The organism is Streptomyces sp. NPDC002276, from assembly GCF_053891435.1.
Window position 1 is genome coordinate 568,554 of the sequence record NZ_JBSFCQ010000004.1, and the last position, 25,175, is coordinate 593,728.

At 71.6% G+C, this 25,175-nt stretch carries 22 protein-coding genes and 2 pseudogenes; 14 read left to right on the plus strand and 10 right to left on the minus strand.

Annotated features, from left to right (window positions below):
• Positions 1-58: 58 nt before the first annotated feature.
• The 3 genes from ACWIHT_RS14505 to ACWIHT_RS14515 all read right to left on the minus strand — a co-directional run bounded on the left by ACWIHT_RS14505 (position 59) and on the right by ACWIHT_RS14515 (position 3,783).
• Positions 59-1,033 carry an acyl-ACP desaturase gene (locus ACWIHT_RS14505; protein WP_456167951.1) on the minus strand — a complete coding sequence of 325 codons (975 nt, stop codon included), beginning with the start codon at positions 1,031-1,033 and terminating at the stop codon, positions 59-61.
• A gap of 215 nt (positions 1,034-1,248) precedes the next feature.
• Positions 1,249-2,025, minus strand: a complete 777-nt coding sequence (gene ddaH, locus ACWIHT_RS14510; protein WP_456167952.1) for a dimethylargininase — start codon at positions 2,023-2,025, stop codon at positions 1,249-1,251.
• 135 nt (positions 2,026-2,160) lie between these two features.
• Positions 2,161-3,783, minus strand: coding sequence for an ABC-F family ATP-binding cassette domain-containing protein (locus ACWIHT_RS14515; protein WP_456167954.1), 1,623 nt, complete (start codon positions 3,781-3,783; stop codon positions 2,161-2,163).
• Between the two features lie 338 nt (positions 3,784-4,121).
• On the opposite strand from ACWIHT_RS14515, the gene ACWIHT_RS14520 reads away from it, so the two are divergent.
• Positions 4,122-4,946 carry an isocitrate lyase/PEP mutase family protein gene (locus ACWIHT_RS14520; RefSeq protein WP_456167956.1) on the plus strand — a complete coding sequence of 275 codons (825 nt, stop codon included), beginning with the start codon at positions 4,122-4,124 and terminating at the stop codon, positions 4,944-4,946.
• A gap of 10 nt (positions 4,947-4,956) precedes the next feature.
• Here the strand turns inward: ACWIHT_RS14520 and ssgD are convergent, their stop codons facing one another.
• Positions 4,957-5,373: a spore wall synthesis regulator SsgD gene (gene ssgD / locus ACWIHT_RS14525; protein WP_456167958.1), complete on the minus strand. Its 417-nt coding sequence runs from the start codon at positions 5,371-5,373 to the stop codon at positions 4,957-4,959.
• A gap of 242 nt (positions 5,374-5,615) precedes the next feature.
• Here ssgD and ACWIHT_RS14530 point away from each other — a divergent pair, with 242 nt between their 5' ends.
• The 3 genes from ACWIHT_RS14530 to mmpA all read left to right on the plus strand — a co-directional run bounded on the left by ACWIHT_RS14530 (position 5,616) and on the right by mmpA (position 7,679).
• On the plus strand, positions 5,616-6,710 hold the full coding sequence (locus ACWIHT_RS14530; protein ID WP_456167960.1) for a WD40/YVTN/BNR-like repeat-containing protein: 1,095 nt from the start codon (positions 5,616-5,618) through the stop codon (positions 6,708-6,710).
• Between the two features lie 55 nt (positions 6,711-6,765).
• Entirely contained in the window at positions 6,766-7,455 is a 690-nt protein-coding gene (locus tag ACWIHT_RS14535) for an endonuclease V (protein WP_456167962.1), read from the plus strand.
• Positions 7,456-7,541: 86 nt separating this feature from the next.
• Complete coding sequence (gene mmpA, locus ACWIHT_RS14540) at positions 7,542-7,679, plus strand: morphogenic membrane protein MmpA (RefSeq protein WP_200709604.1); 138 nt, start codon at positions 7,542-7,544, stop codon at positions 7,677-7,679.
• 223 nt (positions 7,680-7,902) lie between these two features.
• On the opposite strand, the gene ACWIHT_RS14545 is transcribed toward mmpA, so the two are convergent.
• Positions 7,903-8,118, minus strand: a complete 216-nt coding sequence (locus tag ACWIHT_RS14545; protein ID WP_456167965.1) for a hypothetical protein — start codon at positions 8,116-8,118, stop codon at positions 7,903-7,905.
• A gap of 146 nt (positions 8,119-8,264) precedes the next feature.
• Positions 8,265-9,443, minus strand: coding sequence for a saccharopine dehydrogenase family protein (locus ACWIHT_RS14550; RefSeq protein ID WP_456167967.1), 1,179 nt, complete (start codon positions 9,441-9,443; stop codon positions 8,265-8,267).
• Between the two features lie 373 nt (positions 9,444-9,816).
• Between ACWIHT_RS14550 and ACWIHT_RS14555 the strand changes: the two genes are divergently transcribed.
• The 5 genes from ACWIHT_RS14555 to ACWIHT_RS14575 all read left to right on the plus strand — a co-directional run bounded on the left by ACWIHT_RS14555 (position 9,817) and on the right by ACWIHT_RS14575 (position 17,001).
• Complete coding sequence (locus tag ACWIHT_RS14555; protein WP_456167969.1) at positions 9,817-10,998, plus strand: CaiB/BaiF CoA transferase family protein; 1,182 nt, start codon at positions 9,817-9,819, stop codon at positions 10,996-10,998.
• An 11-nt stretch (positions 10,999-11,009) separates the two neighbouring features.
• Positions 11,010-12,224: an acetyl-CoA C-acetyltransferase gene (locus ACWIHT_RS14560; RefSeq protein ID WP_456167971.1), complete on the plus strand. Its 1,215-nt coding sequence runs from the start codon at positions 11,010-11,012 to the stop codon at positions 12,222-12,224.
• 41 nt (positions 12,225-12,265) lie between these two features.
• On the plus strand, positions 12,266-14,443 hold the full coding sequence (locus ACWIHT_RS14565; protein ID WP_456167973.1) for a 3-hydroxyacyl-CoA dehydrogenase NAD-binding domain-containing protein: 2,178 nt from the start codon (positions 12,266-12,268) through the stop codon (positions 14,441-14,443).
• Between the two features lie 105 nt (positions 14,444-14,548).
• Positions 14,549-16,180 carry a thiamine pyrophosphate-binding protein gene (locus ACWIHT_RS14570; RefSeq protein WP_456167975.1) on the plus strand — a complete coding sequence of 544 codons (1,632 nt, stop codon included), beginning with the start codon at positions 14,549-14,551 and terminating at the stop codon, positions 16,178-16,180.
• An 80-nt stretch (positions 16,181-16,260) separates the two neighbouring features.
• A complete protein-coding gene (locus tag ACWIHT_RS14575; RefSeq protein WP_456167977.1) occupies positions 16,261-17,001 on the plus strand; it encodes an IclR family transcriptional regulator in 741 nt (246 codons plus the stop codon).
• 317 nt (positions 17,002-17,318) lie between these two features.
• Here ACWIHT_RS14575 and ACWIHT_RS14580 read toward each other — a convergent pair whose 3' ends face one another.
• From ACWIHT_RS14580 to ACWIHT_RS14590, 3 genes are all read right to left on the minus strand, one after another.
• Positions 17,319-18,824: a sugar ABC transporter ATP-binding protein gene (locus tag ACWIHT_RS14580; protein WP_456167979.1), complete on the minus strand. Its 1,506-nt coding sequence runs from the start codon at positions 18,822-18,824 to the stop codon at positions 17,319-17,321.
• Between the two features lies 1 nt (position 18,825).
• Positions 18,826-19,890: a sugar ABC transporter substrate-binding protein gene (locus ACWIHT_RS14585; protein ID WP_456167981.1), complete on the minus strand. Its 1,065-nt coding sequence runs from the start codon at positions 19,888-19,890 to the stop codon at positions 18,826-18,828.
• Positions 19,891-19,956: 66 nt separating this feature from the next.
• Positions 19,957-21,003 carry an ABC transporter permease gene (locus tag ACWIHT_RS14590; protein ID WP_456167983.1) on the minus strand — a complete coding sequence of 349 codons (1,047 nt, stop codon included), beginning with the start codon at positions 21,001-21,003 and terminating at the stop codon, positions 19,957-19,959.
• 138 nt (positions 21,004-21,141) lie between these two features.
• Between ACWIHT_RS14590 and ACWIHT_RS14595 the strand changes: the two genes are divergently transcribed.
• On the plus strand, positions 21,142-21,867 hold the full coding sequence (locus ACWIHT_RS14595; RefSeq protein ID WP_456167985.1) for an SDR family NAD(P)-dependent oxidoreductase: 726 nt from the start codon (positions 21,142-21,144) through the stop codon (positions 21,865-21,867).
• Here the strand turns inward: ACWIHT_RS14595 and ACWIHT_RS14600 are convergent.
• Positions 21,844-22,566 carry a MerR family transcriptional regulator gene (locus ACWIHT_RS14600; protein ID WP_456167987.1) on the minus strand — a complete coding sequence of 241 codons (723 nt, stop codon included), beginning with the start codon at positions 22,564-22,566 and terminating at the stop codon, positions 21,844-21,846. The two genes, ACWIHT_RS14595 and ACWIHT_RS14600, sit on opposite strands and share 24 nt — an antisense overlap.
• Positions 22,567-22,663: 97 nt before the next feature.
• Between ACWIHT_RS14600 and ACWIHT_RS14605 the strand changes: the two genes are divergently transcribed.
• The 4 genes and pseudogenes from ACWIHT_RS14605 to ACWIHT_RS14620 form a co-directional block, all read left to right on the plus strand.
• Positions 22,664-23,143, plus strand: a complete 480-nt coding sequence (locus ACWIHT_RS14605; protein ID WP_456167989.1) for a macro domain-containing protein — start codon at positions 22,664-22,666, stop codon at positions 23,141-23,143.
• 82 nt (positions 23,144-23,225) lie between these two features.
• Entirely contained in the window at positions 23,226-24,164 is a 939-nt protein-coding gene (locus ACWIHT_RS14610) for a PfkB family carbohydrate kinase (protein WP_456167991.1), read from the plus strand.
• A 44-nt stretch (positions 24,165-24,208) separates the two neighbouring features.
• Positions 24,209-25,038, plus strand: a pseudogene (locus ACWIHT_RS14615) (IS5 family transposase).
• A 37-nt stretch (positions 25,039-25,075) separates the two neighbouring features.
• Positions 25,076-25,175, plus strand: a pseudogene (locus tag ACWIHT_RS14620) (Lrp/AsnC family transcriptional regulator); the annotation flags it as partial.

The window sequence follows — 25,175 nt, forward strand, 5'->3', positions numbered from 1 at the left end:
GCCGCAGCCGGGCCGGATCCCGCACCGGCGATTCGCTCGCCGGGCGGTCGTGGGCCGGTCAGGCGCTCGCGCGGGCCGCCATGCGGGCCTTGCGGGTCGCCAGCTTCTCGTCGAACTTGGCGGCCTCGGAGTCGAGGCCGCCCATGTAGAGGCCGATCTCCTCCTGCGCCCGCTGTCCCTCGGGGCCGAGACCGTCGATGTCCATGACCCTCAGGAAGCGCAGCACGGGCTGGATGACGTCGTCGTGGTGGATGCGCAGGTTGTAGACCTCGCCGATGGCCATCTGGGCGGCGAACCGCTCGAAGCCGGGCATGCCGTGACCGGGCATCCGGAAGTTGACGAGGACGTCGCGCACGGCCTGCATGGTGAGGTCGGGGGCGAGTTCGAACGCGGCCTTCAGGAGGTTGCGGTAGAAGACCATGTGGAGGTTCTCGTCGGTCGCGATGCGGGCCAGCATGCGGTCGCAGACCGGGTCGCCCGACTGGTGGCCGGTGTTGCGGTGCGAGACGCGCGTGGCCAGCTCCTGGAAGGCGACGTACGCCACGGAGTGCAGCATCGAGTGCCGGTTGTCCGACTCGAAGCCCTCGCTCATGTGCTGCATGCGGAACGCTTCGAGCTTGTCCGGGTCGACCGCGCGGGAGGCGAGCAGGTAATCCCGCATGACGATGCCGTGCCGGCCCTCCTCCGCCGTCCAGCGATGCACCCAGGTGCCCCAGGCGCCGTCGCGGCCGAACAGGGAGGCGATCTCGTGGTGGTAGCTGGGGAGGTTGTCCTCGGTGAGGAGGTTTACCACGAGGGCGATGCGGCCGATCTCGGTGACCTTGGACTGCTCCTTGCCCCAGGCCTCGCCGTCCTCGAAGAAGCCGGGGAAGTTGCGGGCGTCGCTCCAGGGCACGTACTCGTGCGGCATCCAGTCCTTGGTGACCTTGAGGTGCCGGTTGAGCTCCGTCTCGACGACTTCCTCCAACGCGTACAGCAGCTTGGCGTCGGTCCAGACTGCGGGGCTGCCGAGGTGCGGGGAAGTGATCGTCACGGGGACTCCAGGGGGACGTGGTGCAAAACTGAACAAACCGGCGAGCGGTGCCGGGGTCTGTGCAACTTACGGAATCGTAGGCTACGAAACCGTAGGTTACGAGACCGTAGGTTAAGGGTGCTGTAAAGATCGCTGTTCAGGCCGCATTGCCCTGGAATCCCGATCGGTGCCAGGACCGCAGGTCCCGACGCCGAACGAGTGGTCCGCTCACCCGGTCAGGCGTACAGATCCCGGAGCCTGACCGAGAGGCACGTCACACAGCCTTCGAGTTTCTCGAACTCGCTGATGTCCACCACGACCGGCTCCAGACCGAGGTCGGCGAGCAGGTCGGCCGTCTTGGGCGCGCTCGCCGCCATCAGCAGCCTGTCGCCGCCGAGCCGCACCACGTGGGCGCCGGCCTCCTCGGGCACCGACAGGAAGCGCGGGAAGAGCGAGGGCCGGTCCACCTTGGGGATGTGCCCGAGCACCGTCCCGTCGGGCAGCGCGGTGACCGCCGACTTCAGATGCAGCACCTTGCTCACGGGTACGGCGACCACGCGCGCGCCGAGCGGCTCGAACACGGCCCGCAGCTGCTGCACACCGGCCGCGTTCGTACGCCCGCCCCGGCCGACGTAGATCGTGTCGTCGATCTTGAGGACGTCACCGCCGTCCAGGGTGCCCGGTTCCCAGACCCAGTTCACCGAGCAGCCGAGCCGGGCCACCGCCTCCTCGACCCCGCCGGTCTCCCCGCGCCGGGTCTCGGCGCCGGGCCGGGCGATCAGCGCGACGTTCTTGTACATGACGACCGTGTCCTCGACGAACACGGAGTCGGGGAAGTCATCGGCGGGCTCCACCTCGATCGTCTCCCAGCCGTGCGTCCGCAGCGCCTGGACGTACGCCTCCCACTGCTCGACGGCTTGCTCGACGTCGACCTTCTCCCGCTCGATGTGCGTGACCAGCCCTTCGGCCAGGCGCGGGCTGGGGCGGCGGACGAGGGCCTTGTGGCTGGGCACGAGCGGGACTCCGTATCGGCGGGATCGTTTCGGTGCCCGCACAGGGGCACCGGTTGGCCATCATGCGTCACCCGTCCGTGCCGACAAAACCCCTGCCGTGAGGCTGTGGCCCTCCTGAGACGCGCCGCCCCGCCCTCACACCAGGTGTTCCACCTCCTCCGGAGTGATCGTCTTCAGCTCCCCGTCCAGCAGCAGCCAGCGCGTGACGCCGATGGACTCCAGGAACGGCAGATCGTGACTGGCCACGATCAGCGCGCCCTCGTAGGACTCCAGCGCCGTGGTGAGTTGCCGCACACTCGCCATGTCGAGGTTGTTCGTCGGCTCGTCCAGCATCAGCAGCTGCGGGGCGGGCTCCGCGAGCATCAGCGCGGCCAGCGCGGCCCGGAAGCGTTCGCCGCCGGACAGCGTCGCCGCCCGCTGGTCGGCGCGGGCGCCCCGGAACAGGAAGCGGGCGAGCCGGGCCCGGACCCGGTTGTTGGTGGCGGCCGGCGCGAACCGGGCCACGTTCTCGGCGACGGTCAGCTCGTCGTCGAGGACGTCGAGCCGCTGCGGCAGGAACCGCAGCGGGACATGCGCGCTCGCCTCGCCCGACACCGGCGCCAGCTCCCCGGCGATCGTGCGCAGCAGCGTAGTCTTGCCCGCGCCGTTGCGCCCGATCAGCGCGATCCGCTCGGGACCGCGCAGATCGAGCCCCCCGGACACCCGCGCGCCGTAGGCGAGTTCGAGGTCCAGGAGGGTCAGGACGGTACGGCCCGGCGGTACGGCCGTGTACGGCAGGTCGACGCGGATCTCGTCGTCGTCCCGTACGGCCTCCACCGCCTCGTCGAGCCGTTCCTTCGCCTCGGTGAGCCGCTCCTCGTGCAGGATGCGGTGCTTGCCCGCGGACTCCTGCGCCGACCGCTTCCGTGCCCCCATGACGATCTTCGGCTCGCGCTTCTGGTCGTTCATCTTCTGCCCGTACCGCTTGCGGCGGGCCAACTTGACCTGGGCGTCGACGAGTTCGCGCTTCTGTTTGCGGAAGTCGGACTCGGCGACGCGCACCATCCGTTCGGCGGCGTCCTGTTCGACGGCGAGGGCCTCCTCGTAGGCGGAGAAGTTGCCGCCGTACCAGGTGATCCCGCCGGAGCGCAGATCGGCGATCTGGTCGACGAGGTCGAGGAGTTCGCGGTCGTGGCTGACCACGATCATCACGCCCGGCCAGGACGCGACGGCCGCGTACAGCCGTCGGCGCGCGTACAGGTCGAGGTTGTTGGTCGGTTCGTCGAGGAGCAGGACGTCCGGTCGGCCGAGCAGCAGCGCGGCCAGCCGCAGCAGGACCGACTCGCCGCCGGACACCTCGCCGATGGTGCGGTCCAAGTCGATGTGTCCCAGGCCGAGTTCGCCGAGTGTGGCCAGGGCCCGTTCCTCCACGTCCCAGTCGTCGCCGAGCGTCTCGAAGTGCTCCTCGGACGCGTCACCGGCCTCGATGGCGTGCAGGGCGGCCCGGCGCGCGGCGATGCCGAGGGTCTCGTCGACGCGCAGGGCGGTGTCGAGCGTGACGTTCTGCGGGAGGTGGCCGACCTCGCCCGCGACCCGCACCGTGCCGTCGGCCGGGGCGAGTTCGCCCGCGATCAGCTTCAACAGGGTTGATTTCCCTGATCCGTTGACGCCGACGAGCCCGGTTCGCCCGGGGCCGAAGGCGACGTCGAGGTCTTCGAGGACGGGCGTGCCGTCGGACCAGGCGAAGGAGAGGGACGTACAGGTGACGGAAGAACTCATGCGGGCCTCGCGGGTGCTCGATGCGGTCAGGGCAGACGCGTTGCGAGACACCGCGGGGCGGGAGGCTGGTCCCGGAGGGCGGAGAGAAGGCCCTGTTCCGGAGGACGGCTCGGACGCCGAGGTCGAACACGACGGACACACCCCAAGGGTGTGTGACGCGGTGTCTCAGAACCTCAGACGAGCAACGTCCTTCTCCAATCGACGGCAACAGGACCGGGAGAAACGCTACGGAGGGCCGCCGACGCCTGTCAACGCAATTGGAGGGCGCCTTCCGGCCGACACGTCGATGTCGGATTCCTGCCAGCCGACGGGCGCCCGCGGCTGCTTGAGTGGGCCGTATGACGAACCAGAACATTCTCCGTGACCGGGCGCTGGCCTTCCACGCGCTGCATGTGGCGGGGCGCCCGCTCGTCCTGCCGAACGCCTGGGACGCCGCGAGCGCCCGCATCGTGGAGGACGCGGGTGCCGCCGCCGTGGCGACCACCAGCGCGGGCCTCGCCTGGGCGCTGGGCGTCGCGGACGGCGACCGGCTGGACCTGGACCGGTCCATGGCAGCGGTCGCCCGCATCACCTCGACCGTGACCGTGCCGGTGAGCGCCGACATCGAGAGCGGCTTCGCGAAGGACCCGGCGGGCGTCGCCGACACGGTCCGCGCGGTGCTCGCCGCGGGTGCCGTGGGGGTGAACATCGAGGACGCGCTCTACGGCGGTGAGGGCGTCCTTCGCCCGGTCGCGGAGCAGGCCGAGCGCATCGCCGCCGCCCGCGAGGCCGCCGACGCGGAAGGGGTGCCGCTGTTCGTCAACGCGCGCATCGACACGTTTCTGCGGGGCGCCGGGGGAGTGGACGCCACCCTGGAACGGGCCGCCGCCTTCCGGGCCGCGGGCGCGGACGGGATCTTCGTCCCCGGGGTCGTCGAACCGGGAACGGTCCAGGAACTCGCCGACGGGATCGACGGTCCGCTCAATGTGCTGGTCGGCCCCGGCGCACCACCGGTCGCCGAACTGGCCGCGCTGGGCGTCGCCCGGGTGAGCGCGGGCTCCAGCGTCGCCCTGGCCGCGTACGCCGTGGTCCGCCGTGCCGCGCGGGAGCTGCTGGACACGGGTACCTACGACGCGGTCGTGGGAGGCCTGGGCTACGGAGAACTCAACTCGCTGCTGGGGTAGGGGTGTCGGCTCAGCAGGCGTCCCGCATCAGCTCGGCGAGGTCGTGGTCCAGGTCGAGCTGGAGGTGTTCGAGACCGGCGGGCACCAGCTCGCCGGTGGCCCGCAGGAAGCGGCGGATCTCGGTCGAGCGGACATGCACGACGGCGGTCCCCTCGGGGGCGTGGAACTCCAGGACGGTGCGGTCGAAGCCGTACGGCCGCACCCGGACGTCGCCGTGGCCCTCCGCGCCGTGCAGACCGGCCGCCAGGAGTTCCCGGGCGAAGGTCCAGCAGACCTCGACGCCCTCCAGGGTGGCCGGCGCCGGGAAGGTCATCCGGACGGCGAAGGGGTCGCGCCGGTCGTAGTGCAGGGTGGCGGGAATGCTCGGCATCCGCGGTGCGGCGGCGACGAGACGGGCCTCTACGGGCTGCTCGATTGCGATGGACAAGGCCTTGCTCCCTCGGGTGACGGCGGTGCGGACTGCGATGACGGCCGGACGGACTCCTGAAAAGACTCCGGAGCGGACCCCCGATCGGATGGGTCCGCACTGGAAGAGACGCCGGAATCAGCCATTCCGTGCACATGAATTTCCAGTGACCTCTGTCACCGTCGCCCATATGCCCTCAAGGTGGGCGTGGGTCATCTGGACGGCCTCCGGGGAGTGGGCTAGCTTCGCCCGCCATGAGGCGCATGGGGAACACGCGACGGGTGGGACGTACGTACGGGAGAGCGGCGACCGGGGTGATGTGCGCGGCGGCGCTGGCCCTGCTGACCGCCGTACCGGCGCAGGCACGGGAGACCGCGCACCGGGCGCCGCACTGGGAGCTGAAGGACAGCGGGGCCGCCGGTGTGCGCTTCCGGGGACTGTCGGCGGTCAGCCGGAACACCGCGTGGGTGGCCGGGACCGCGGGCACCGTGCTGCGCACCACCGACGGAGGGGCGAGCTGGCGGAACGTCTCGCCGCCCGGCGCGGCGGACCTCCAGTTCCGGGACATCGAGGCGTTCGACGCGCACCGCGCGGTGGTGCTCGCGATCGGCGAGGGCGAGGCGTCCCGCGTCTACCGCACCGACGACGGCGGGGCGACCTGGACGGAGTCCTTCCGCAACACCGACGCCGCCGCGTTCTACGACTGCATGACCTTCTTCGACAGCCGCCACGGGATCGCGATGAGCGACCCGGTCGACGGAAAGTTCCGCATCCTGTCCACCGGCGACGGCGGCCGTTCCTGGAAGGTGCTGCCGAACACCGGGATGCCGGCCGCGCTCGACGGGGAGGCGGGCTTCGCGGCCAGCGGCCAGTGCCTGGTCGGCTCCGGGCCCCGGGACGTCTGGCTGGCCACCGGCGGGGGTGCACGCGCGCGTGTCCTGCACTCCGCCGACCGCGGCCTCACCTGGACGGCCACCGACACGCCGATCCCGGCCGGTGACCCCGCGCGCGGCGTCTTCGCGCTCGCCTTCCGCGACCGTACGCACGGACTCGCGGTCGGCGGCGACTACAACGCCGACCAGCCGTCACCGCTCGCGGCGGCCGTCACCGGCGACGGCGGCCGCACCTGGGCCCCCGCCACCACCCCGCCGCCCGCCTACCGCTCCGGCGCGACCTGGCTGCCCCACAGCCGCTCCACCGCCCTCGCGGTCGGCCCCACGGGCACGGACGTCACGACCGACGCGGGCCGCACCTGGAAGACCGTCGACACCGGCTCGTACGACACCGTGGACTGCGCGGCCGACCTGGGCTGCTGGGCGGCGGGCGAGAAGGGGCGCGTGGCACGGCTGGAGGACTGACGGTTCCTGTCCGGTGGGCCTCGCCGCCGAAGATCCCCGTACGCTCGGCACCACCATGACGACCGTACGCATTCCCGCGGGCTGGCCCGCGACCGAGGAGCAGGCCCGCGCAGTCCAGGACGAGTTGCGGGAGCGGGTGGTGACCGACGAACCGGGACCGCCGCCAAGGGCCGGGCATGTCACGGGAGTTGACGTCGCCTACGACGACGAGCGGGACGTGGTGGTGGCAGCGGCGGTCGTGCTGGACGCGGCGGACCTCACGGTCGTCGCCGAGGCCACCGCCGTCGGCACGGTCTCGTTCCCGTATGTGCCGGGCCTGCTCGCCTTCCGTGAAATCCCCACGGTGCTGGCCGCGTTGGACGCGCTGCCGTGCCCGCCGGGCCTGGTGGTGTGCGACGGCTACGGCCTGGCCCACCCGCGCCGCTTCGGCCTCGCCAGCCACCTCGGCGTCCTCACCGGCCTGCCCACGATCGGCGTCGCGAAGAACCCCTTCACCTTCGCCTACGACGACCCGGGCGTCCCGCGCGGCTCCGCGTCCCCGCTCCGTGCGGACGCCGAGGAGGTCGGCCGCGCGCTGCGCACCCGCGAGGGCGTGAAGCCGGTCTTCGTCTCGGTCGGCCACCGGGTGACCCTGGACAACGCCTGTGCCCACACCCTCGCGTTGACCCCGGAGTACCGTCTCCCGGAGACGACCCGCAGGGCCGACGCGCTGTGCCGGCGGGCGCTGCGGGAGGCCACCGCCTGAGTACGCGGGGCGAGTTGGTACTGAGTACCTGTTCTGAGTACTTGTACGGATGTGGCCGGGCCCAGGTGATCGGCAGGCTGTGCCGCATGACAACGCACCGTTCCCCGAAGCCCGTTGCCCACCCGAGCCAGCCGATCGAGCGTGCCGTGACGATCGCGCTCGTCCTGTCCGTGGCGGCGGGCCTCGCCTGGATCGGCGGGATGATCTACACGCTGTGGCCGTGAGCCGGTCGGGCGTCGTCCGGGGCGGGAAACACACGAGCCCCACACCGCAACTACCGGTGTGGGGCTCGGACTTGAGCGCCGGGCAGGCCTTGCACCTGCATCTCCCCGCAGGAAGCGGGACGTCTTTCCTTGGACCACCAACGCGTAACCAGGCTCCGGGTGTTCCGGCGACCGGCTCGTGATCAACTATAGACCATCCCGAGGGGCACTTCGAACTCCCCGATCAGCGGGGCCAGTTCGAGGACCGGCGTTCCGCGTCGGCGTGCCACCAGCCCGGCGGGGACAGGCCGACGAGTTCGGCGGTGGGCTGGTCCGGATGGAGTCCGAGGCGTCGTAGCGCGTCGGGGCGCACCCGGACGTCGAACCAGCCGTGCCAGTGGCCGTCGGGCCCGGGGCCGCAGGCGAGGCCCCAGCTCAACTCGTCCTGGGCGAAGGGCATCCAGTCGATGCCGCGCTCCCGCAGTCAAGCGCGCGTGGCCGCCCACGGAGTGGGGCGACCGGGCAGATTCCCGTAGGCCGCGACGGTGATCCAGTCGGTGTCCGGTGTCTCCATGGCGTCCATCGTGGCACGGGGAACCGGCATCCTCACCGGGTCGCCGCCACCCGGAACACGATGCCCGCCGCACGCAGTCGCTCGATGAGGGCGTTGCCCAGTGCGACCGCCGTCGTCACCTGGCCCGCGGTGGGCGGGAGTTCGTCGAGGGCCAGGGAGAGGGCCGCTTCCGCGAACATCTTCGCCGTCTCGTCGTAGCCGGGGTCGCCGCCCGCGACCTCGGTGAAGACGCGTCGGCCGCCGCCCTCGCCCACGAACCTCACGGAGAACCAGCTCTTCGCGCGCTTCTCCGGGCTCGGTCCGTCGCCGGGTTTGAGGCGGTCGGACAACCAGCGGCGGGCGGGCGGGAGTTGAGCGGCGGTGGCCAGTGCGCCGACCGCCGTGACTCCGCCGAGCGCCACGGGGAGGTGTCGTACGGCCGCGTAGTGGCGGTAGCGGAAGTCGGGGCCGTAGCGGTCCAGGGCCTTGGCGGATCGTTGAACGATCTGCGGGTCAATGGTCGGCAGCGGCACCGCCCAGGAACCGACCTCCCCGGCGAACCGCGGTGCCCCGGCGGGCGCGGTGACCCGGCGTCCCACCAGGCGCGGTTCGTGGCGTCGCCGGTCCCGCGCGGCGGCCAGCACCTGCCGTCCGCGCCCGAGTTGGGCCAGTGCCGTGGCGAACGTACCGCCGGAGAACATCGCGTCGGCGGTCACGAAGCCGTCCACCGTCAGGGGCACCCCCTCCGGCAGCTGCTGGACGGTGAAGTACGCCCCCAGGTCGTGCGGGACCGAGTCGAATCCGGCCGCGTGCACCAGCCGTGCGCCGGTCTCACGCGCGCGTGCGTCGTGCCGGACGTACGTCAGGTCGACGAACTCCGGCTCACCGCTGAGGTCGAGATAGTCGGCGCCGGTGTCCGCGCAGGCGGCGACGAGATCCTCGCCGTAGCTGACGTAGGGGCCGACCGTGGTGGCCACCACGCGCGCGTGCTGGGCGAGTTCGCGCACGGAGGACGGATCGGAGACGTCGGCGCGCAGGACGCCCACCGCCGTGCCGCCGGGCAGGCGCTCGCGCAGCCGCTTCAGTTTCAGCTCGTCGCGGCCGGCGATCGCCCAGCGCAGGCCCTCGGGCGCGTGCGCGGCGAGGTACTCCGCGGTGAGCGCGCCGACGAAGCCCGTGGCTCCGAAGAGCACGATGTCGTAGGGACGGTCCGTCCTGTTCAGCCTGCTCATGACACTCCTGGGTCCCGCAGCCCGCGCCGCTGTCGGTGGCTGAGGCTAGCGTGAAGAGTGCGGAGCCCGACGACGAGCCCGGAGGTATCAGGTGGCCGTGCCCAGGAACGCCCCGAAGAAGCGGGCGAAAGTACGTGAGTTCGCCCTCGGGCTGCCTGGTGCCGTCGAGGCCGCGCGGCGGAGCCGCATATCGATACCGCCCGCGCGATCGCCCCGAAGCGCCTGACGGCCGAACTGGACGCGGACGGCCGTGGCTGGCGGCGGCCGACGGCGGTACTTTGACTAAGCGCTTGCTCGTCAAGGTCTTGTGTCGAGTGGAACACGTTCTTAGCATCATCGGTGTTACATCAGTTGTGTCACAGCTGGGGGCTGGATGACAGCGGCAACGACGCCCGGGCACGGCCCGCTCTCCGGCGTGCGCGTGGTCGAGCTGGCCGGGATCGGCCCCGGTCCCTTCGCGGCCATGCTCCTCGCCGACCTCGGCGCCGACGTCGTCCGCGTCGACCGGCCCGGCGGCCCCGGACTCGGTGTCGCCCCCGAGCACGACATCACCAACCGCAACAAACGCTCGGTCCTCGTCGACCTCAAGGCGCCCGACGGCGCCGCGCGCGTCCTCGACCTGGTCGAACGCGCCGACATCCTCATCGAGGGCAACCGCCCCGGCGTCACCGAACGCCTCGGCGTCGGCCCCGAGGCCTGCCACGCCCGCAACCCCGGGCTCGTCTACGGCCGGATGACCGGCTGGGGCCAGGACGGCCCCCTGGCCGACCGCGCCGGGCACGACATCGCGTACATCGCGCTCACCGGCACCCTCGGCATGATCGGCAGCCCCGGGGAGCCCCCGCCCGCCCCCGCCAACCTGCTCGGCGACTACGCGGGCGGCTCGCTCTACCTCGTCGTCGGCGTCCTCGCCGCACTGCATCACGCGCGCGTGACCGGCATCGGCCAGGTCGTCGACGCCGCCATCGTCGACGGCACCGCACACCTCTCCGCGATGATCCACGGCATGCTCGCCGCCGGCGGCTGGCAGGACCGGCGCGCCGCCAACCTCCTCGACGGCGGCTGCCCGTACTACGGCACCTACGAGACCGCCGACGGCAAGCACATGGCGGTCGGCGCCCTGGAGCCGCGGTTCTACGACGAGTTCACGCGCCTGCTCGACCTCACCGACTTCGCCGACGCCCGCCGGGACTGGACCCGTTGGGGCGAACTGCGCGAGGCGGTCGCGACCCGCTTCCGCAGCCGTACGAGAGACGAGTGGAGTGCGGTCTTCGAGGACACGGACGCGTGCGTGGCGCCCGTGCTGTCGCTCCGTGAGGCCCCGAAGCACCCGCATCTCGCCGCGCGCGGGACCTTCACCGAGCACGGCGGGATCACCCAGCCCGCGCCCGCGCCCCGGTTCTCCGAAACGCCCACCTCGGTGCGCGGCGGGCCCGCCCTGCCGGGCGCCGACACCTCGGACGTGGCCCGTGACTGGGACGTCCCCCGGCTTGCCGACGTCGTTGAGGACTCCGGTCGGGGAACACCTCGACGCGTCCTCGAAAACCCTCAGTGAAAGGCTTGGCAGTGAGCACCGAAGCGTATGTCTACGACGCGATCCGCACCCCGCGCGGGCGCGGCAAGGCGAACGGATCCCTGCACGGGACGAAGCCCATCGACCTGGTCGTCGGACTGATCCACGAGATCCGCGACCGCTTCCCGGACCTGGACCCGGCCGCGATCGACGACATCGTGCTCGGTGTCGTCGGCCCGGTCGGCGACCAGGGCTCCGACATCGCCCGGATCGCCGCCGTGGCCGCCGGACTCCCGGACTCGGTGGCTGGAGTGCAGGAGAACCGCTTCTGTGCCTCGGGGCTCGAAGCCGTCAACATGGCCGCCGCCAAGGTGCGTTCGGGCTGGGAGGATCTCGTCCTCGCGGGCGGAGTCGAGTCGATGTCCCGGGTGCCGATGGCCTCGGACGGCGGCGCCTGGTTCAACGACCCGATGACGAACCTCGCCGTCAACTTCGTGCCCCAGGGCATCGGCGCCGACCTGATCGCCACGATCGAGGGATTCTCGCGGCGCGATGTGGACGAGTACGCGGCCCTCTCGCAGGAACGCGCGGCCACCGCCTGGAAGGAGGGCCGCTTCGAGCGGTCCGTGGTGCCGGTGAAGGACCGCAGCGGGCTGGTCGTCCTCGACCACGACGAGCACCTGCGCCCGGGCACCACCGCCGACTCCCTGGCCCGGCTCAAGCCGTCCTTCGCGGACATCGGCGAACTCGGCGGCTTCGACGCCGTGGCGCTACAGAAGTACCACTGGGTGGAGAAGATCGACCACGTCCACCACGCGGGCAACTCCTCCGGCATCGTCGACGGTGCCTCCCTCGTCGCCATCGGCTCCAAGGAGGTCGGCGAGCGCTACGGCCTCACCCCGCGCGCGCGGATCGTCTCCGCCGCCGTCTCCGGCTCCGAGCCGACCATCATGCTCACCGGACCCGCCCCCGCCACCCGCAAGGCCCTCGCCAAGGCCGGCCTGACCATCGACGACATCGACCTCGTCGAGATCAACGAGGCGTTCGCGGCGGTCGTCCTGCGCTTCGTGCGCGACATGGACCTGTCCCTGGACAAGGTCAACGTCAACGGCGGCGCCATCGCGCTCGGCCACCCGCTCGGCGCCACCGGCGCGATCATCCTCGGCACGCTCGTCGACGAACTGGAGCGCCAGGACAAGCGCTACGGCCTCGCCACGCTGTGCGTCGGCGGCGGCATGGGCATCGCCACCATCGTCGAGCGCGTCTGAACTCCCCAGCGGCAGCAGAGACTTCTACGGAGAACCCCCTCATGACCGAGAGCACCACCATCCGCTGGGAACAGGACGACACCGGTGTCGTCACGCTCGTCCTCGACGACCCCAACCAGTCCGCGAACACCATGAACGCGGCCTTCCGCGACTCCCTCGCCGCGGTCACCGACCGCCTCGAAGCCGAGAAGGAGTCCCTCCGCGGAGTCATCTTCACGTCCGCCAAGAAGACCTTCTTCGCGGGCGGCGACCTGCGCGACCTGATCCGCGTCACCCCGGACACCGCGCAGGAGTTGCTCGACGGCGGTCTCGCCATCAAGCGGAACCTGCGCCGCATCGAGACCCTGGGCAAGCCGGTCGTCGCCGCGCTCAACGGCGCTGCCCTGGGCGGCGGTTACGAACTCGCCCTCGCCTGCCACCACCGCGTCGCCCTCGACGCCCCCGGCTCGAAGATCGGCTGCCCGGAGGTCACCCTCGGCCTGCTCCCCGGAGGCGGCGGAGTCGTCCGCACGGTACGGCTGCTGGGCATCACCGACGCCCTGCTGAAGGTGCTGCTCCAGGGCACCCAGTACAGCCCCCGGCGCGCCCTCGACAACGGCCTCGTCCACGAAGTGGCCGCCACTCCGGACGAGTTGATCGCCAAGGCCCGCGCCTTCATCGACGCCAACCCCGAGTCGGCCCAGCCTTGGGACAAGCCCGGCTACCGCATCCCGGGCGGCACTCCGGCCAACCCGAAGTTCGCGGCCAACCTGCCCGCCTTCCCGGCCAGCCTGCGCAAGCAGACCAACGGCGCCCCCTACCCGGCCCCGCGCAACATCCTCGCCGCCGCCGTCGAGGGCGCCCAGGTCGACTTCGAGACCGCGCAGCTCATCGAGGCCCGCTACTTCGTCGAGTTGGCCGCAGGTCAGACCTCGAAGAACATGATCCAGGCGTTCTTCTTCGACCTCCAGGCCGTCAACTCCGGCGCCAACCGCCCCCAGGGCATCGAGTCCCGCCCGGTCCGCAAGGTCGCCGTCCTCGGCGCCGGGATGATGGGCGCCGGCATCGCCTATTCGTGCGCCCGCGCGGGCATCGACGTCGTCCTGAAGGACGTCACTCCGGAGGCGGCGGCCAAGGGCAAGGCCTACTCCGAGAAGCTCTGCGCCAAGGCCGTCTCCCGCGGTCGTACGACCCAGGAGAAGGCGGACGCGCTGCTCGCCCGCATCACGCCCACCGCCGACCCGCAGCAACTCGCGGGCTGCGACGCGGTGATCGAGGCCGTCTTCGAGGACACCTCGCTCAAGCACAAGGTGTTCCAGGAGATCCAGCACATCGTGGAGCCCGACGCGCTGCTCTGCTCCAACACCTCGACTCTCCCCATCACGGCCCTCGCAGAGGGCGTGGAGCGTCAAGTCGACTTCATCGGGCTGCACTTCTTCTCGCCGGTCGACAAGATGCCCCTCGTCGAGATCATCAAGGGCGAGCGCACCGGAGACGAGGCGCTCGCGCGCGCCTTCGACCTGGTCCGGCAGATCAAGAAGACCCCGATCGTCGTCAACGACTCGCGCGGCTTCTTCACCTCCAGGGTGATCGGCCAGTTCATCAACGAGGGCGTCGCGATGGTCGGCGAGGGCATCGAGCCCGCGTCGATCGAGCAGGCCGCCGCACAGGCCGGTTACCCGGCCAAGGTCCTTTCCCTGATGGACGAGTTGACGCTCACGCTCCCGCGCAAGATCCGCAACGAGTCGAAGCGGGCCGTCGAGGAGGCGGGCGGCACTTGGCCCGGCCACCCCGCCGAGGCCGTCATCGACCGTATGGTCGACGAGTTCGGCCGCCCCGGGCGCAGCGGTGGCGCGGGCTTCTACGACTACGGCGACGACGGCAAGCGCACCGGCCTGTGGCCGGGCCTGCGCGAGCACTTCACCCGTGAAGGCGCTGAGATCCCCTTCACGGACATGCAGGAACGCATGCTGTTCTCCGAGGCGTTGGACACGGTCAAGCTTCTTGAGGAGGGCGTTCTGACGTCCGTCGCGGACGCCAACATCGGGTCCATCTTCGGGATCGGGTTCCCCGGCTGGACCGGTGGTGTCCTCCAGTACATCAACGGCTACGAGGGCGGCCTGCCCGGCTTCGTGGCACGCGCGCGTGCGCTCGCCGAGCGCTACGGGGAGCGGTTCACGCCGCCCGCGCTGCTCGTGGAGAAGGCCGAGAAGGGGGAGCGGTTCGGCGACGCGCGCTGAGGTGTCGACGTATCGCTGAGCGACACGCTGCCCTTGCCTCGCGGGGACGGGACCCCGACGCTGACCGGCGAACCGGTCACCGGTCCCGTCCCCCGAGGAGCCCCCATGGGTCACCGCCCCGCCCTCGCCTTCCTCGACATCCTGCGCGGCGAGGGCGTGGACCGGATCTTCGGCAACCCCGGCACCACCGAACTCCCTTTCCTGGCAGCCCTGTCGGAGGCCGAGGACGCTCCCGAGTACGTCCTCGGCGTGCACGAGGGCGCGGTCGTCTCCATGGCCGACGGCTACGCGCGCGGCACCGGCCGCCCCGCGTTCGTCAGCCTGCACATCGCCGCCGGGCTCGCCAACGGCCTCATCGGCCTGCTCAACGCCCGCCGTTCGCGCACCCCGCTCGTCGTCACGGCCGGCCAGCAGGACCGCCGCCACCTCCAGCAGGATCCCATGCTCTCCGGCGACCTCCTCGGCCTCGCCCGGCCCGCGGCGAAGGCGACGTACGACATCCAGCACGCCCGCGATCTGCCCCTCGCCCTGCGCCGCGCCTTCGCGCAGGCCCAACGCCCGCCCGCCGGGCCGGTGTTCCTCTCCCTGCCCATGGACCTGCTGACCGAGGACACCGAGGTCGAGGTCCCCGCCCGCACCGCACCGCCGCTGCCCGGTCCCGCCGCCGGACTCGACCGGGCCGCCGTACTGCTCGGCGGTGCGGCCCGTGCCGTGATCGTCGCCGGGGACGGAGTGGGCCGCGAGGACGCGGTCGGCGCGCTCGTCCGCACGGCGGAAGCCTGTGGGGCGACCGTCCACCACCAGCCGATGGCCGACTGCCTCAACTTCCCCGCCACACACCCGCTTTACGCCGGGATGCTGCCACCCCGCCACGACGCGATCCGGGCCGCGCTCTCGGCCTACGACGCCGTCCTGATCGTCGGCGCCCACGCCTTCACGCCCCACCACTACAGCCCCGGGCCCGCCCTGCCGCCAGGCATCACCGTCGTCCAACTCGACTCGGACGCCGAGGAGATCGGCCGCAACTTCCCCGCCGACGCGGGGCTCGTGGGCGCCCTCGCGCCCTCGCTGCACCGGCTCGCCGAGCTGCTGCGCGAACAGGTCCCCGACCACACCGCGAAGGCCCGCGTCCTGCGCGCCGGCGAACGGCACACCGCCGAACGGGCCCGCGCCGAGTCCGCCGCCCGCGCCGCCTACTCGACGGCACCCCTCGCCCCCTGGGCCGCCGCCCACGCGGTGGCGCACGGCCTGCCGCCGGACGCCGTGGTGGTCGAAGAGGCCATCACCGTCGGCCTGTTGCTCCGTCGACTGTTACGGCTCGACCGGCCCGGCAGCTACACCCACACCGTCGGCGGCGGTCTGGGCTGGGGCATCGGCGCCGCCGTGGGCCGCTCGCTCGCCGACCCCGGACGGCCGGTCGTCTCGGTCCTCGGGGACGGCTGCGCGCTGTTCGGACTCCAGGGACTGTGGAGCGCGGCACGGCAGCAAGTGCCCGTGCTCTTCGTGGTGATGGGCAACGGCAGCTACCGCACCCTCCAGGACACCTACAACGCGATGGGCGGCAGCGGCAGTTGCCCCGGCACCGAACTCGGCGCCCTGGACTTCACGTTGGCCGCGCGCTTCTTCGGGGTCGACGCGGTCCGGGCGGAGAGCGCGGACCACCTGCGCGAACTGGTCGCCGGGGCCGACGAGTTGACGCGCCCGATGCTCGTCGACGTACCGCTTCGCACCTCGTAGAGATACCGCTTCGATTGCGGTCGCGACTCACCGTGACCCACACCTTGTCACCCGTGCGCGCGAGCGACCACCATCGGTCCATGACGGACGGGCAGTTGCCGAAGTCGGTACTCGCACGCGGGGTGTTGCTGCTCCGCGCCTGCGGCGACGCCGGGACCGCGCTCTCCCTCGCCGAACTGGCCGCGCGCACCGGCCTGCCCAAACCGACGGCGCACCGGCTGATCGGCGAACTGGTCCGGCTCGGCCTGGTCGAGCGCATGACGGACGGCAGCTACCGCATCGGGCTCGCTCTCTTCGTCCTCGGTCAATCCTCCCCGTCCGTACGGGAGTTGCGGGACGCGGCACTGCCCTACCTGGGCGACCTGCATGAGGCGACCCACGAGAACGTGCACCTCGCCGTCCCGGACGGCACCGACACCCTCTTCCTGGAGAAGATCACCGGCCGCCGCGCCACCCCGATCGTCTCCCGCACCGGCGGCCGGCTCCCGGCCCACTGCACCGCCACCGGCAAGGTCTTCCTCGCCCAGGACCCCCGACCGCCCCGCCGCGCCCTGCCCCGCCTCACCCCACGCACCCTGGTCCTCCCCGGCCAGCTGGCTCGCGACCTCGCCCTCACCCGGGCCCGCGGCTACGGCGTCAACCTGGAGGAGGCCGAGGTCGGCATCTCGGCGGTCGCGGCCCCGGTCTACGCCCCCGACCGCGGCTCCCGCCCGATCGCCGCGATCTCCGTCACCGGCGGCACCCGCCGCCTTGACGTGGACCGCATCGGGGCCCGGCTGTGCGCGGCGGCGCGGGCGATCACGCGGAGCCTGTCCGTCTGACGAGCCTGTCCGTCTGACGAGCCTGTCGGTCGGACGAGCCTGTCGGTCTGACGAGCCTGTCGGTCTGACGGGGCGGAGGCTCCGGGCGGTGCCAGCAGGCGAGTTCGCGGACGCGCACGGCACTGGTCGGGCTTCGAGTCGGGGCGGATGCCCAGCGGCACCGGGTGGCACCGGCTGACACCGGATGGCTTCGCGGACGCCCACAGCACTGGCCGCGATCCGCTCCCGATCGGCGCCGTCGGCCCGCCGACGCCACCTCGCGCCCCCTGAAGCCTCGGCCGATGAGTCAGTCCCGGCCGCCGAACCCCGCGTCGCCGTCAGCCCGCCCCGTCCCCCGAGCCGGAGCCCGTCCCCGTCACCCACGCACCGTCCGGCCGCTGCATCGCCACCGCCAGCCCCTGCTCGGTCAGTTGCTCCCCGCGCACCTCCTCGGTGACCTTCCCGCGCACGAACACCAGCACCCGGTCGCAGACCTCCGTCAGCTCCGCGAGGTCGGTCGAGGCGATGAGGACGGCCGCACCACCCGCCGCCAACTCGCCGACGATGCGGTGCATTTCGGCGCGTACGCCGACGTCGACGCCCCGGGTCGGATCGTCCAGGACGACGATCTTCGGTTCGGTCGCGAGCCACTTGGCGAAGACGACCTTCTGTTGGTTGCCGCCGGACAGCCGGGCGACCAGGTCGTAGGGCCCGCCGCGCAGCCGCAGCCGTTCGGTCAACTCGGCCGTGCGGCGCACGAGTTCGGAGCGGGCGGGGGCGATCCCGCCCCGGCCGAGGGCCAGCCAGCTGACCGCCGTGGTGTTCTCCCATACCGTACGGTCCACCATCAGCCCGTACCGTTTGCGGTCGCTCGGCACGAAGGCGACACCCGCGCGCACCGCGCCCCGCAGCGAGCGCGGCAGCCCCCGCCCGCCGACGTCCACCCGGCCCCCGGCGACCGCCGTACGCCCGCACACCACCGCCAACGCGTCGAGATGGCCCGCCCCTTGCAGCCCCGCGACCCCGACCACCTCACCCGCCCGCACGGTGAACGTCACGTCGGCCAGCCGTCCGGGCACGGTCACCCCGGAGAGCACCACGGGTGGCGGCCGGTCCACCAACGACCGTGCCCGGCGCGGCGGTTGCTCCGGCCGGCCGCCCAGCATCGCCGACACCAGCTCCGGTACATCGACCTTGGACCGTTCCATACCGGCCAGTACGACCCGCCCGTCTCGCAGGACCGTCACCCGCCGCGCGAAGCGCATCACCTCGTCCAGGAAGTGGGAGACGTACAGGACGGCGATGCCCCGGTCGGTCAGTGCCCGCAGGACGCGTTCGAGGCGGTCGACGGCGGTGGCCGGGAGCGCCGAGGTGGGCTCGTCGAGGATCAGCAGCCCGGGGCGGCGTAGCAGAGCGCGCGCGATCTCCGTCAACTGCTGGTCCGCGAGGGAGAGTTCTCCCAGTTCGGTGCGCGGGTCCACGTCGAGGCCGAGTTCCGCGAGGACGGGTCGGGCCGCTCGGTCCATGGCGCGGCGGTCCAACAGGCCCAGGCGCAGGGGTGGGTGCTGGGGGAAGAGGTTCTCGCGGACGGTGAGGTCCGGGAAGAGGCTCAACTCCTGGGAGACGACCGCGATCCGGGTGTCCTTGGCCGCCCGCACGGTCCCGCCATCCGCGCCCAGGGTCCCCGACAGGATGCGCACCAGCGTGGACTTCCCGGCGCCGTTCTCACCGACCAGCGCGTGCACCTCGCCGCCGCGCAGCCGGATCGACGCGCCGTCCAACGCCCGTACCCCGCCGTAGGACTTGACCAGTTCCTCCGCCACGAGGATGTCGTCGTGGACCATGTCAGCGCGCGTCCTTCAGCGGCTTGAGGTTGGCCGCCTGGTCGCCGAGGAGCTTGTCGATCGTCGGCTTGTACCAGTCGTAGGCCGCCTGCGCCGACTTCTGGCGCGCGATGATCTCGTCGATGTTGGACGAGTCGACGACTCCACCGGGGGAGAGGAACCAACCGTCCGGCAGCTTCCCCTTCTTGTCGCGCACGGCCTCGATCAGCATCGCCGTCGACAGATAGCCCTTCAGGAAGTGCTGCGGGTCGATGGTCACGAAGTTGGAGCCGTCCTTCACCGCGTCCAGGGTCTTCGGGTCGACGTCGAAGCCGGCCGTCAGCCACTTGCCGTGCTCCGCCTTCTTGATCTTGGCGAGGTTGTAGCTGTCCGCGTCACCGACGCCGAGGAAGGCGAGCGCGTCCGGGTGCGCGTTCACCTGCGCCGACCAGGAGCTGTAGTTCTGGCCGGGATCGCTGTACGTCTGGAACGGTCCCAGGACCTTGACGCCGGGCGCCTCCTTCTTGAACGTGTCGGAGATGCCCTTGGCCCGGTTGTCCAGCACCGGCGTTCCCGGGTTGGGCACACCGATGACGATCTGGCCCTTCGGGTTGGCGCCCAGCCGTTTCAGCGCCTCCTTCGCCATCAGCTCGCCGAGCGCGTAATTGTCGTTCCCCACATAGAAGTCGACCTTGCTGCCGTCGGTGGGGGACGTGTCCAGGGCGACGATCGGGATGCCCTGGTCGACGGCGCGGGCGGCGGGCCGGGTGAAAATCGGCGGGTCGAGGTTCTCCAGGACGATGCCGTCCTTCGCGACCGCGGTGAGGTTCTGGAACAGCTGCACCTCCGCCGGTCCGTCCGTGTTCGGCGGTCCCACGGCCTTGAAGTCGACCTTCCCCGCGTGGCTCGCCGCGCTCTCCGCGCCGAGCACCATCTCGTGGGCGAAGTTGAGGGAGATGTTGGCGACCGAGATCCCCATCTTCAACCGGCCGCCGCTGCCGCCGGAGTCACCGCTGCCGCAGCCCGCGGCGGCCAGCAGGACCAGGGCGCCGAGCGCCGCGGACCACGTACGTGAACGGGGGTGCATCACGGCCTCCAAAAGGCTGGACCACAGGGGGACTTGGAGCGGAGAGGAACTTGGGCCAAGGGGGCTTCACCTACGACGGCGTCCGGTGCGGCGCAGCGCGCTGTCGGCCGCGACGGCGACAAGGATCACCCCGCCGGTCGCGAACGACGTCCAGTTGATGGGCACTTCGAAGAAGACCAGGCCGGAGGCGACGACTGACAGGATCATCGCCCCGGCCACCGCACCGACCACCGAGCCGCGGCCCCCGGCCAGTGGAGTGCCGCCGATGATGCACGCGGCGATCGCCTGCAACTCGTAGCCCTGGCCCAGAGTTGGATCCCCGGCGCCGTAGAACGCGAGCGCGAGCGCGGCGGCGCAGGCCGTGGTGAGACCGGACAGGGCCAGGGCCTGGATACGGGTGCGGACGACCGGGATGCCGCTGAACGCGGCGGCGTCGGGGTTGGACCCGATCGCCCGCACCCGGGCCCCGAAGCGCGTCCGGGACAGCACGACCGCCAGCACGACGATCACCGCGAGGAGCACCCACAGCGCGAACGGCACCCCGCCCGGATCACCGCCCGCGAAGGTGAAGAACGAGTCGTTCAGGGGGAGATCGGTGATCTGCTTGCCGTCGGCGAGGGCCAGCCCGACACCCCGGAACAGCATCAGCGTGCCCAGCGTGACGATGAACGACGGCAGCGCCAGCAGCGTCGTCACCAGCGCGTTGAACACGCCCAGCGCGATCCCGGTGACCAGCATCACCGGCACCGCGAGCCACGGCGGGGTGCCGTCCCGCACCAGCAGCGCCCCGACGACCAGGCACATCGCGTAGCTGCCGCCGACCGACAGATCGACCTCGCGCATCGACAGCGCGAAGACCATCCCGCACGCCATCAGCGAGATGTAGACGGAGTTGTGGGCGGTGGACAGGAGGTTGTCCGTGTCCAGGAAGTCCGGGTACGGGATGCCGATCCCGGCGATCAGCAGCCCCAGCACGAGCAGCACACCGAACTCGTCCCGTACCCAGCGATGCCGAGGCGGGGTCAACCGGCCCTGCCCGCCGCCCTGTTCGCGGGCGCGCTCGGCGTCGTCCGCATCGTCCGCGTCGTCCACGGCACGCTCGGTCTCGGTCATCGGGTACGGCTCCCGTAAGCGGCTGGTGCTGGGGTCGTCACGCAGGGTGGGCCCACCGGGCGTGCGCGGCAACCAGGGCGTTTCAGCGAGTGAAATGCGCTCTTGCCCGACGCCTGACGGATCGTCACACTCGCCCCCATGGAGACGCGTACCGCTCTGGTGACCGGCGCGGCACAGGGCCTCGGGCAGGAGTTCGCCGTCGCGCTCGCCGGGCACGGCTACCGGGTCGCCGGACTCGACCTCGTCCCGCAGCCGGAGACCGCCGAAAGGGTCCCGGGCTACGTGGAGTTGATCGCCGACGTCACCGAAGAGGCCGAGATCCAGCGGGCGTTGGACCACCTCATCGGCCGATTCGGCACCCTGCACGTCCTGGTCAACAACGCCGGCGTCTACCCGGCACGCCCCTTCGAGGAGATCACCCCCGAGGAGTGGCGCCGGGTCATGCGCGTCAACCTGGAGGCGCCGTTCCTGCTGACCCGCGCGGTCCTGCCGTATCTGAAGGCCGCCGGCCGGGGCCGTATCGTCAACATCGTCTCGGCGGCCGTCCTCACCGCACCGCCCACGATGGTCCCGTACGTCGCCTCGAAGATGGGCCTGATCGGCTTCACGCGCTCGCTCGCGGCGGCGCTCGGGCCGTACGACATCACCGTCAACGCGATCGCACCGAGCATGGTGCGCACCGCGACGGCGGAGCGGACGGTCGGCGCGGACGGGGGCTTCGAGCGCGTCCGCGACCAGCAGGTGGTGCCACGGACGCAGCAACCGTCCGACCTGGTCTCGACGTTGCTCTACGTGGTCGACGAGGGCAGCGGCTTCCTGACCGGGCAGACCCTCAACGTGTCAGGAGGGTCCGCCTACTTGTGAGGCGCCGAGCCACTGCTGAATCTCCTCCCGCAGCGACCGCTGAAAGGCCGTCAGGAGGGCCTGCACCACGAGGGGTTGCATGTGCTCGGAGAGTGACTTCACGTCCTGCGCGGCACGTTGGGAGACCTCGTCGCGAAACAGCTGCGACAACTCGTGGGCGGCCGTACGGGAGTGTTCGATCAGTACGTTCCGCGCGGCGAGGATCGCCTCCTGGGACAGTGGCACGTCGAGCAGTCGCACACCGAGGCGCAGCAGGCCGCAGTCGACGCGGTACGCGGTGCCGTCCGGCCGGACCACGTCCATGGCGGCGAGCCGTTCCAGGTCCTCCTCGGTCAGTGTCCGCCCGGCCCGTTGCTCCAACTCCCGCCGGTCCAGGGTCTCCGTGCCGTCCGGGGCCCAGGACGCCACCACCGCGCGATGGATCGCGAGGTCGTGCGCGCTGAGGTCCGGCGGCAGTTGCGCCACATAGCGCTCGATCGCCGCCAGCGTCATGCCCTGGTGCTGCAACTCCTCGATCAGCGCGAGCCGCGCCAGATGCTCCTGCCCGTAGTGCCCGACCCGCCGGGCCCCGATCACCGGGGGCGGCAGCAGCCCTTTCGTGCCGTAGAACCGGACCGTGCGGACCGTGGTGCCCGCCCGCGCGGCCAGTTCGTCGATCGTGAGCGTCGGCGGCGTCGGCTCCCCGGTGTCGGTCGTCATGCGCAGCAGTATCGCTGTCTCACCAATGCTGTGAAACCACCGTGGGCCGTTGTCGGCGCCAGGGCCGTTGTCAGTGGTGCCGTCTACGGTGGGTGGCATGGGGGAGATCGACTATGTCCGGGGTGACGCGACCGTTCCGTCGGTCAAGGGCGTCAAGGTGATCGCGCATGTCTGCAACGACATCGGGGGCTGGGGAAAGGGCTTCGTGCTGGCCGTGTCGCGCCGCTGGCCGGAGCCGGAGCAGGAGTACCGGGCGTGGCACCGCGCCCGCGCGGTCAACGACTTCGGGCTGGGTGCCGTCCAGTTCGTCCAGGTCGAGCGCTACGTCTGGGTGGCCAACATGATCGGCCAGCGGGGGATACGCACGGGCAGCAAGGGCGTCCCCGTGCGCTACGAGGCGATCGACGCGGCCCTGGGCCCGCTGGCCGACCGCGCGGCGGAACTCGGCGCGTCCGTGCACATGCCCCGCATCGGCTGCGGCCTCGCGGGCGGCAAGTGGACACGGGTCGAACCACTCGTCACCGAGCGGCTGGTACGGCGGGGAATCGCGGTGACGGTGTACGACCACGAGGACTGAGCGGAGCCGATCCCCGATCCAACTTGCCCTGCACTGAAAGGAGTTGCAGAATCTTGCGCAACCAGAGGGAAGGCTGTGAGCCATGAGCCGCGACAGAGACATCGACGTCCTCGTCCTGGGCGGCGCCGGTGTGGACACCATCGTCCACGTCCCCGAACTGCCGCTCCCGTACGCCGACAGCTACATGATCGACCCCGGCATCACCACCCGCGCCGGGCAGACCGGCGACTTTGTGGCCCTCGGTCTGAGCGCGCTCGGTCTGCGCACCCACCATCTCGACCTGCTCGGCGCCGACCCCGAGGGCGACCTGGTCCGCGCGTTCCACCGCGACCACGGCATCCCGCTCACCGAAGTCCCCGGACCTGCCGGCACCAAACGCGCGGTCAACCTCGTGGGCCCCGACGGCCGCCGCCTCTCCCTCTACGACTCGACCCGCGCCCACCCCGACGACCGCCTGCCCGAACCCACGGTCCGCGCCCTCGCCGAGGCGAGCCGCCACGCCCACGTCTCCATCACCCAGCCCTGCGCCCACGCGCTGCCCACCCTGCGCGAGGCAGGGGTGACGATCTCGACGGACCTGCACAACTGGGACGGCAAGAACGCGTACCAGGAGGAGTTCGCCCAGGCCGCGGACATCGTCTTCCTGTCGACGACCGCGCTGACCGGCACCCCCGAGCACACCATGCGGGGCATCGCCGAGCGGGGCCGGGCCCGGCTGGTGATCGCCACCGCCGGGGCGGAGGGCGCCTACCTGCTGGCCGACGACGAACTGACCCACATCCCGACCGCGCCGCCGCCGAAGCCGGTGGTCGACTCCAACGGCGCGGGCGACGCCTTCGCCGCCGCCTTCCTCTTCGGCTGGCTCAACGGAGAACCTCCGCCGCGCTGCGCCCGCTACGGCGCGGTCGCCGGAGCCCACGCCTGCACGGTGCCGTCGACGGAGGCCGACCCCATGGGCCGGGACGAACTCCTCGTACGGGTCGGGGAGTTGGAGGCAGCGGCGATCGGCGCGCCCCGCTAGGGCGTGTCTTCAAAAGATCTTGAGTGGTGGATCATGCTCGGGTGATGTGTCGCCATGAACTGTCCGATGCCGAGTGGGAGTTTGTCGGGCCGCTGCTGCCGGTGTCGCTGCGGGGCCGGAAGCGGCTGGACGACCGCAGCGTGCTGAACGGGATCGTGTGGAAGTTCCGTACCGGGACGGTCTGGCGGGACGTGCCCGAGCGGTACGGCCCGTGGGCCACGCTGCACACCCGCTTTCGCCGGTGGGCCTTGGACGGCACCTTCGACCGGATGCTCCGGGCCGCCCGGGCGCACGCCGACGCGGCGGGGGACATCGGGTGGCTGGTGTCGGTCGACTCCACCGTCGTCCGCGCCCGCCAGCATGCTGCCGGGGCTCGAAAAGGGGGCTCCGCAGTCCCGGCCTCGGACGCTCCCGGGGCGGCCTGACCAGCAAAATCCACCTGGCCTGCGACGGTGCCGGCCGCCCGCCGGCCTTCACCCTCACGTCCGGCAACACCGACGACCGCACCCAGTTCACCGCCGTGATGGAAGCGGTACGGGTGCCGCGCCTGGGTCCGGGACGGCCCCGGACACGGCCCGCCCACGTCCTGGGCGACAAGGGCGACAGCTCGCGGGCCATCCGCACCTGGCTCAGGCGGCGGGGTATCGGTCACACCATTCCCGAGCGGGCCGACCAGGTCCGCAACCGCCTCGGACGCGGCAGCCACGGCGGGCGCCCGCCAGTCTTCGACAATCAGCTCTACAAGCAAGGCAACGTGGTGGAAAGGTGCTTCAACCGCCTGAAGCGGTGGCGCGGCATCGCGACCCGCTACGACAAGACCGCCGAGTCCTACCAGGCAGCCGTCACCCTCGCATCGCTGCTGATGTGGGCGTGACATTTGAAGACAACTCCCAGGAGTCCGGCGGCGGCTGAGCGGCCTCGGCCACCCGGTGCTCGCGTTCGTGCACATCGAGGTCACGCAGGGGCATCTCGACGAGGTGGGGGACGCGCTGGCCGCCGTACCGGAGATCG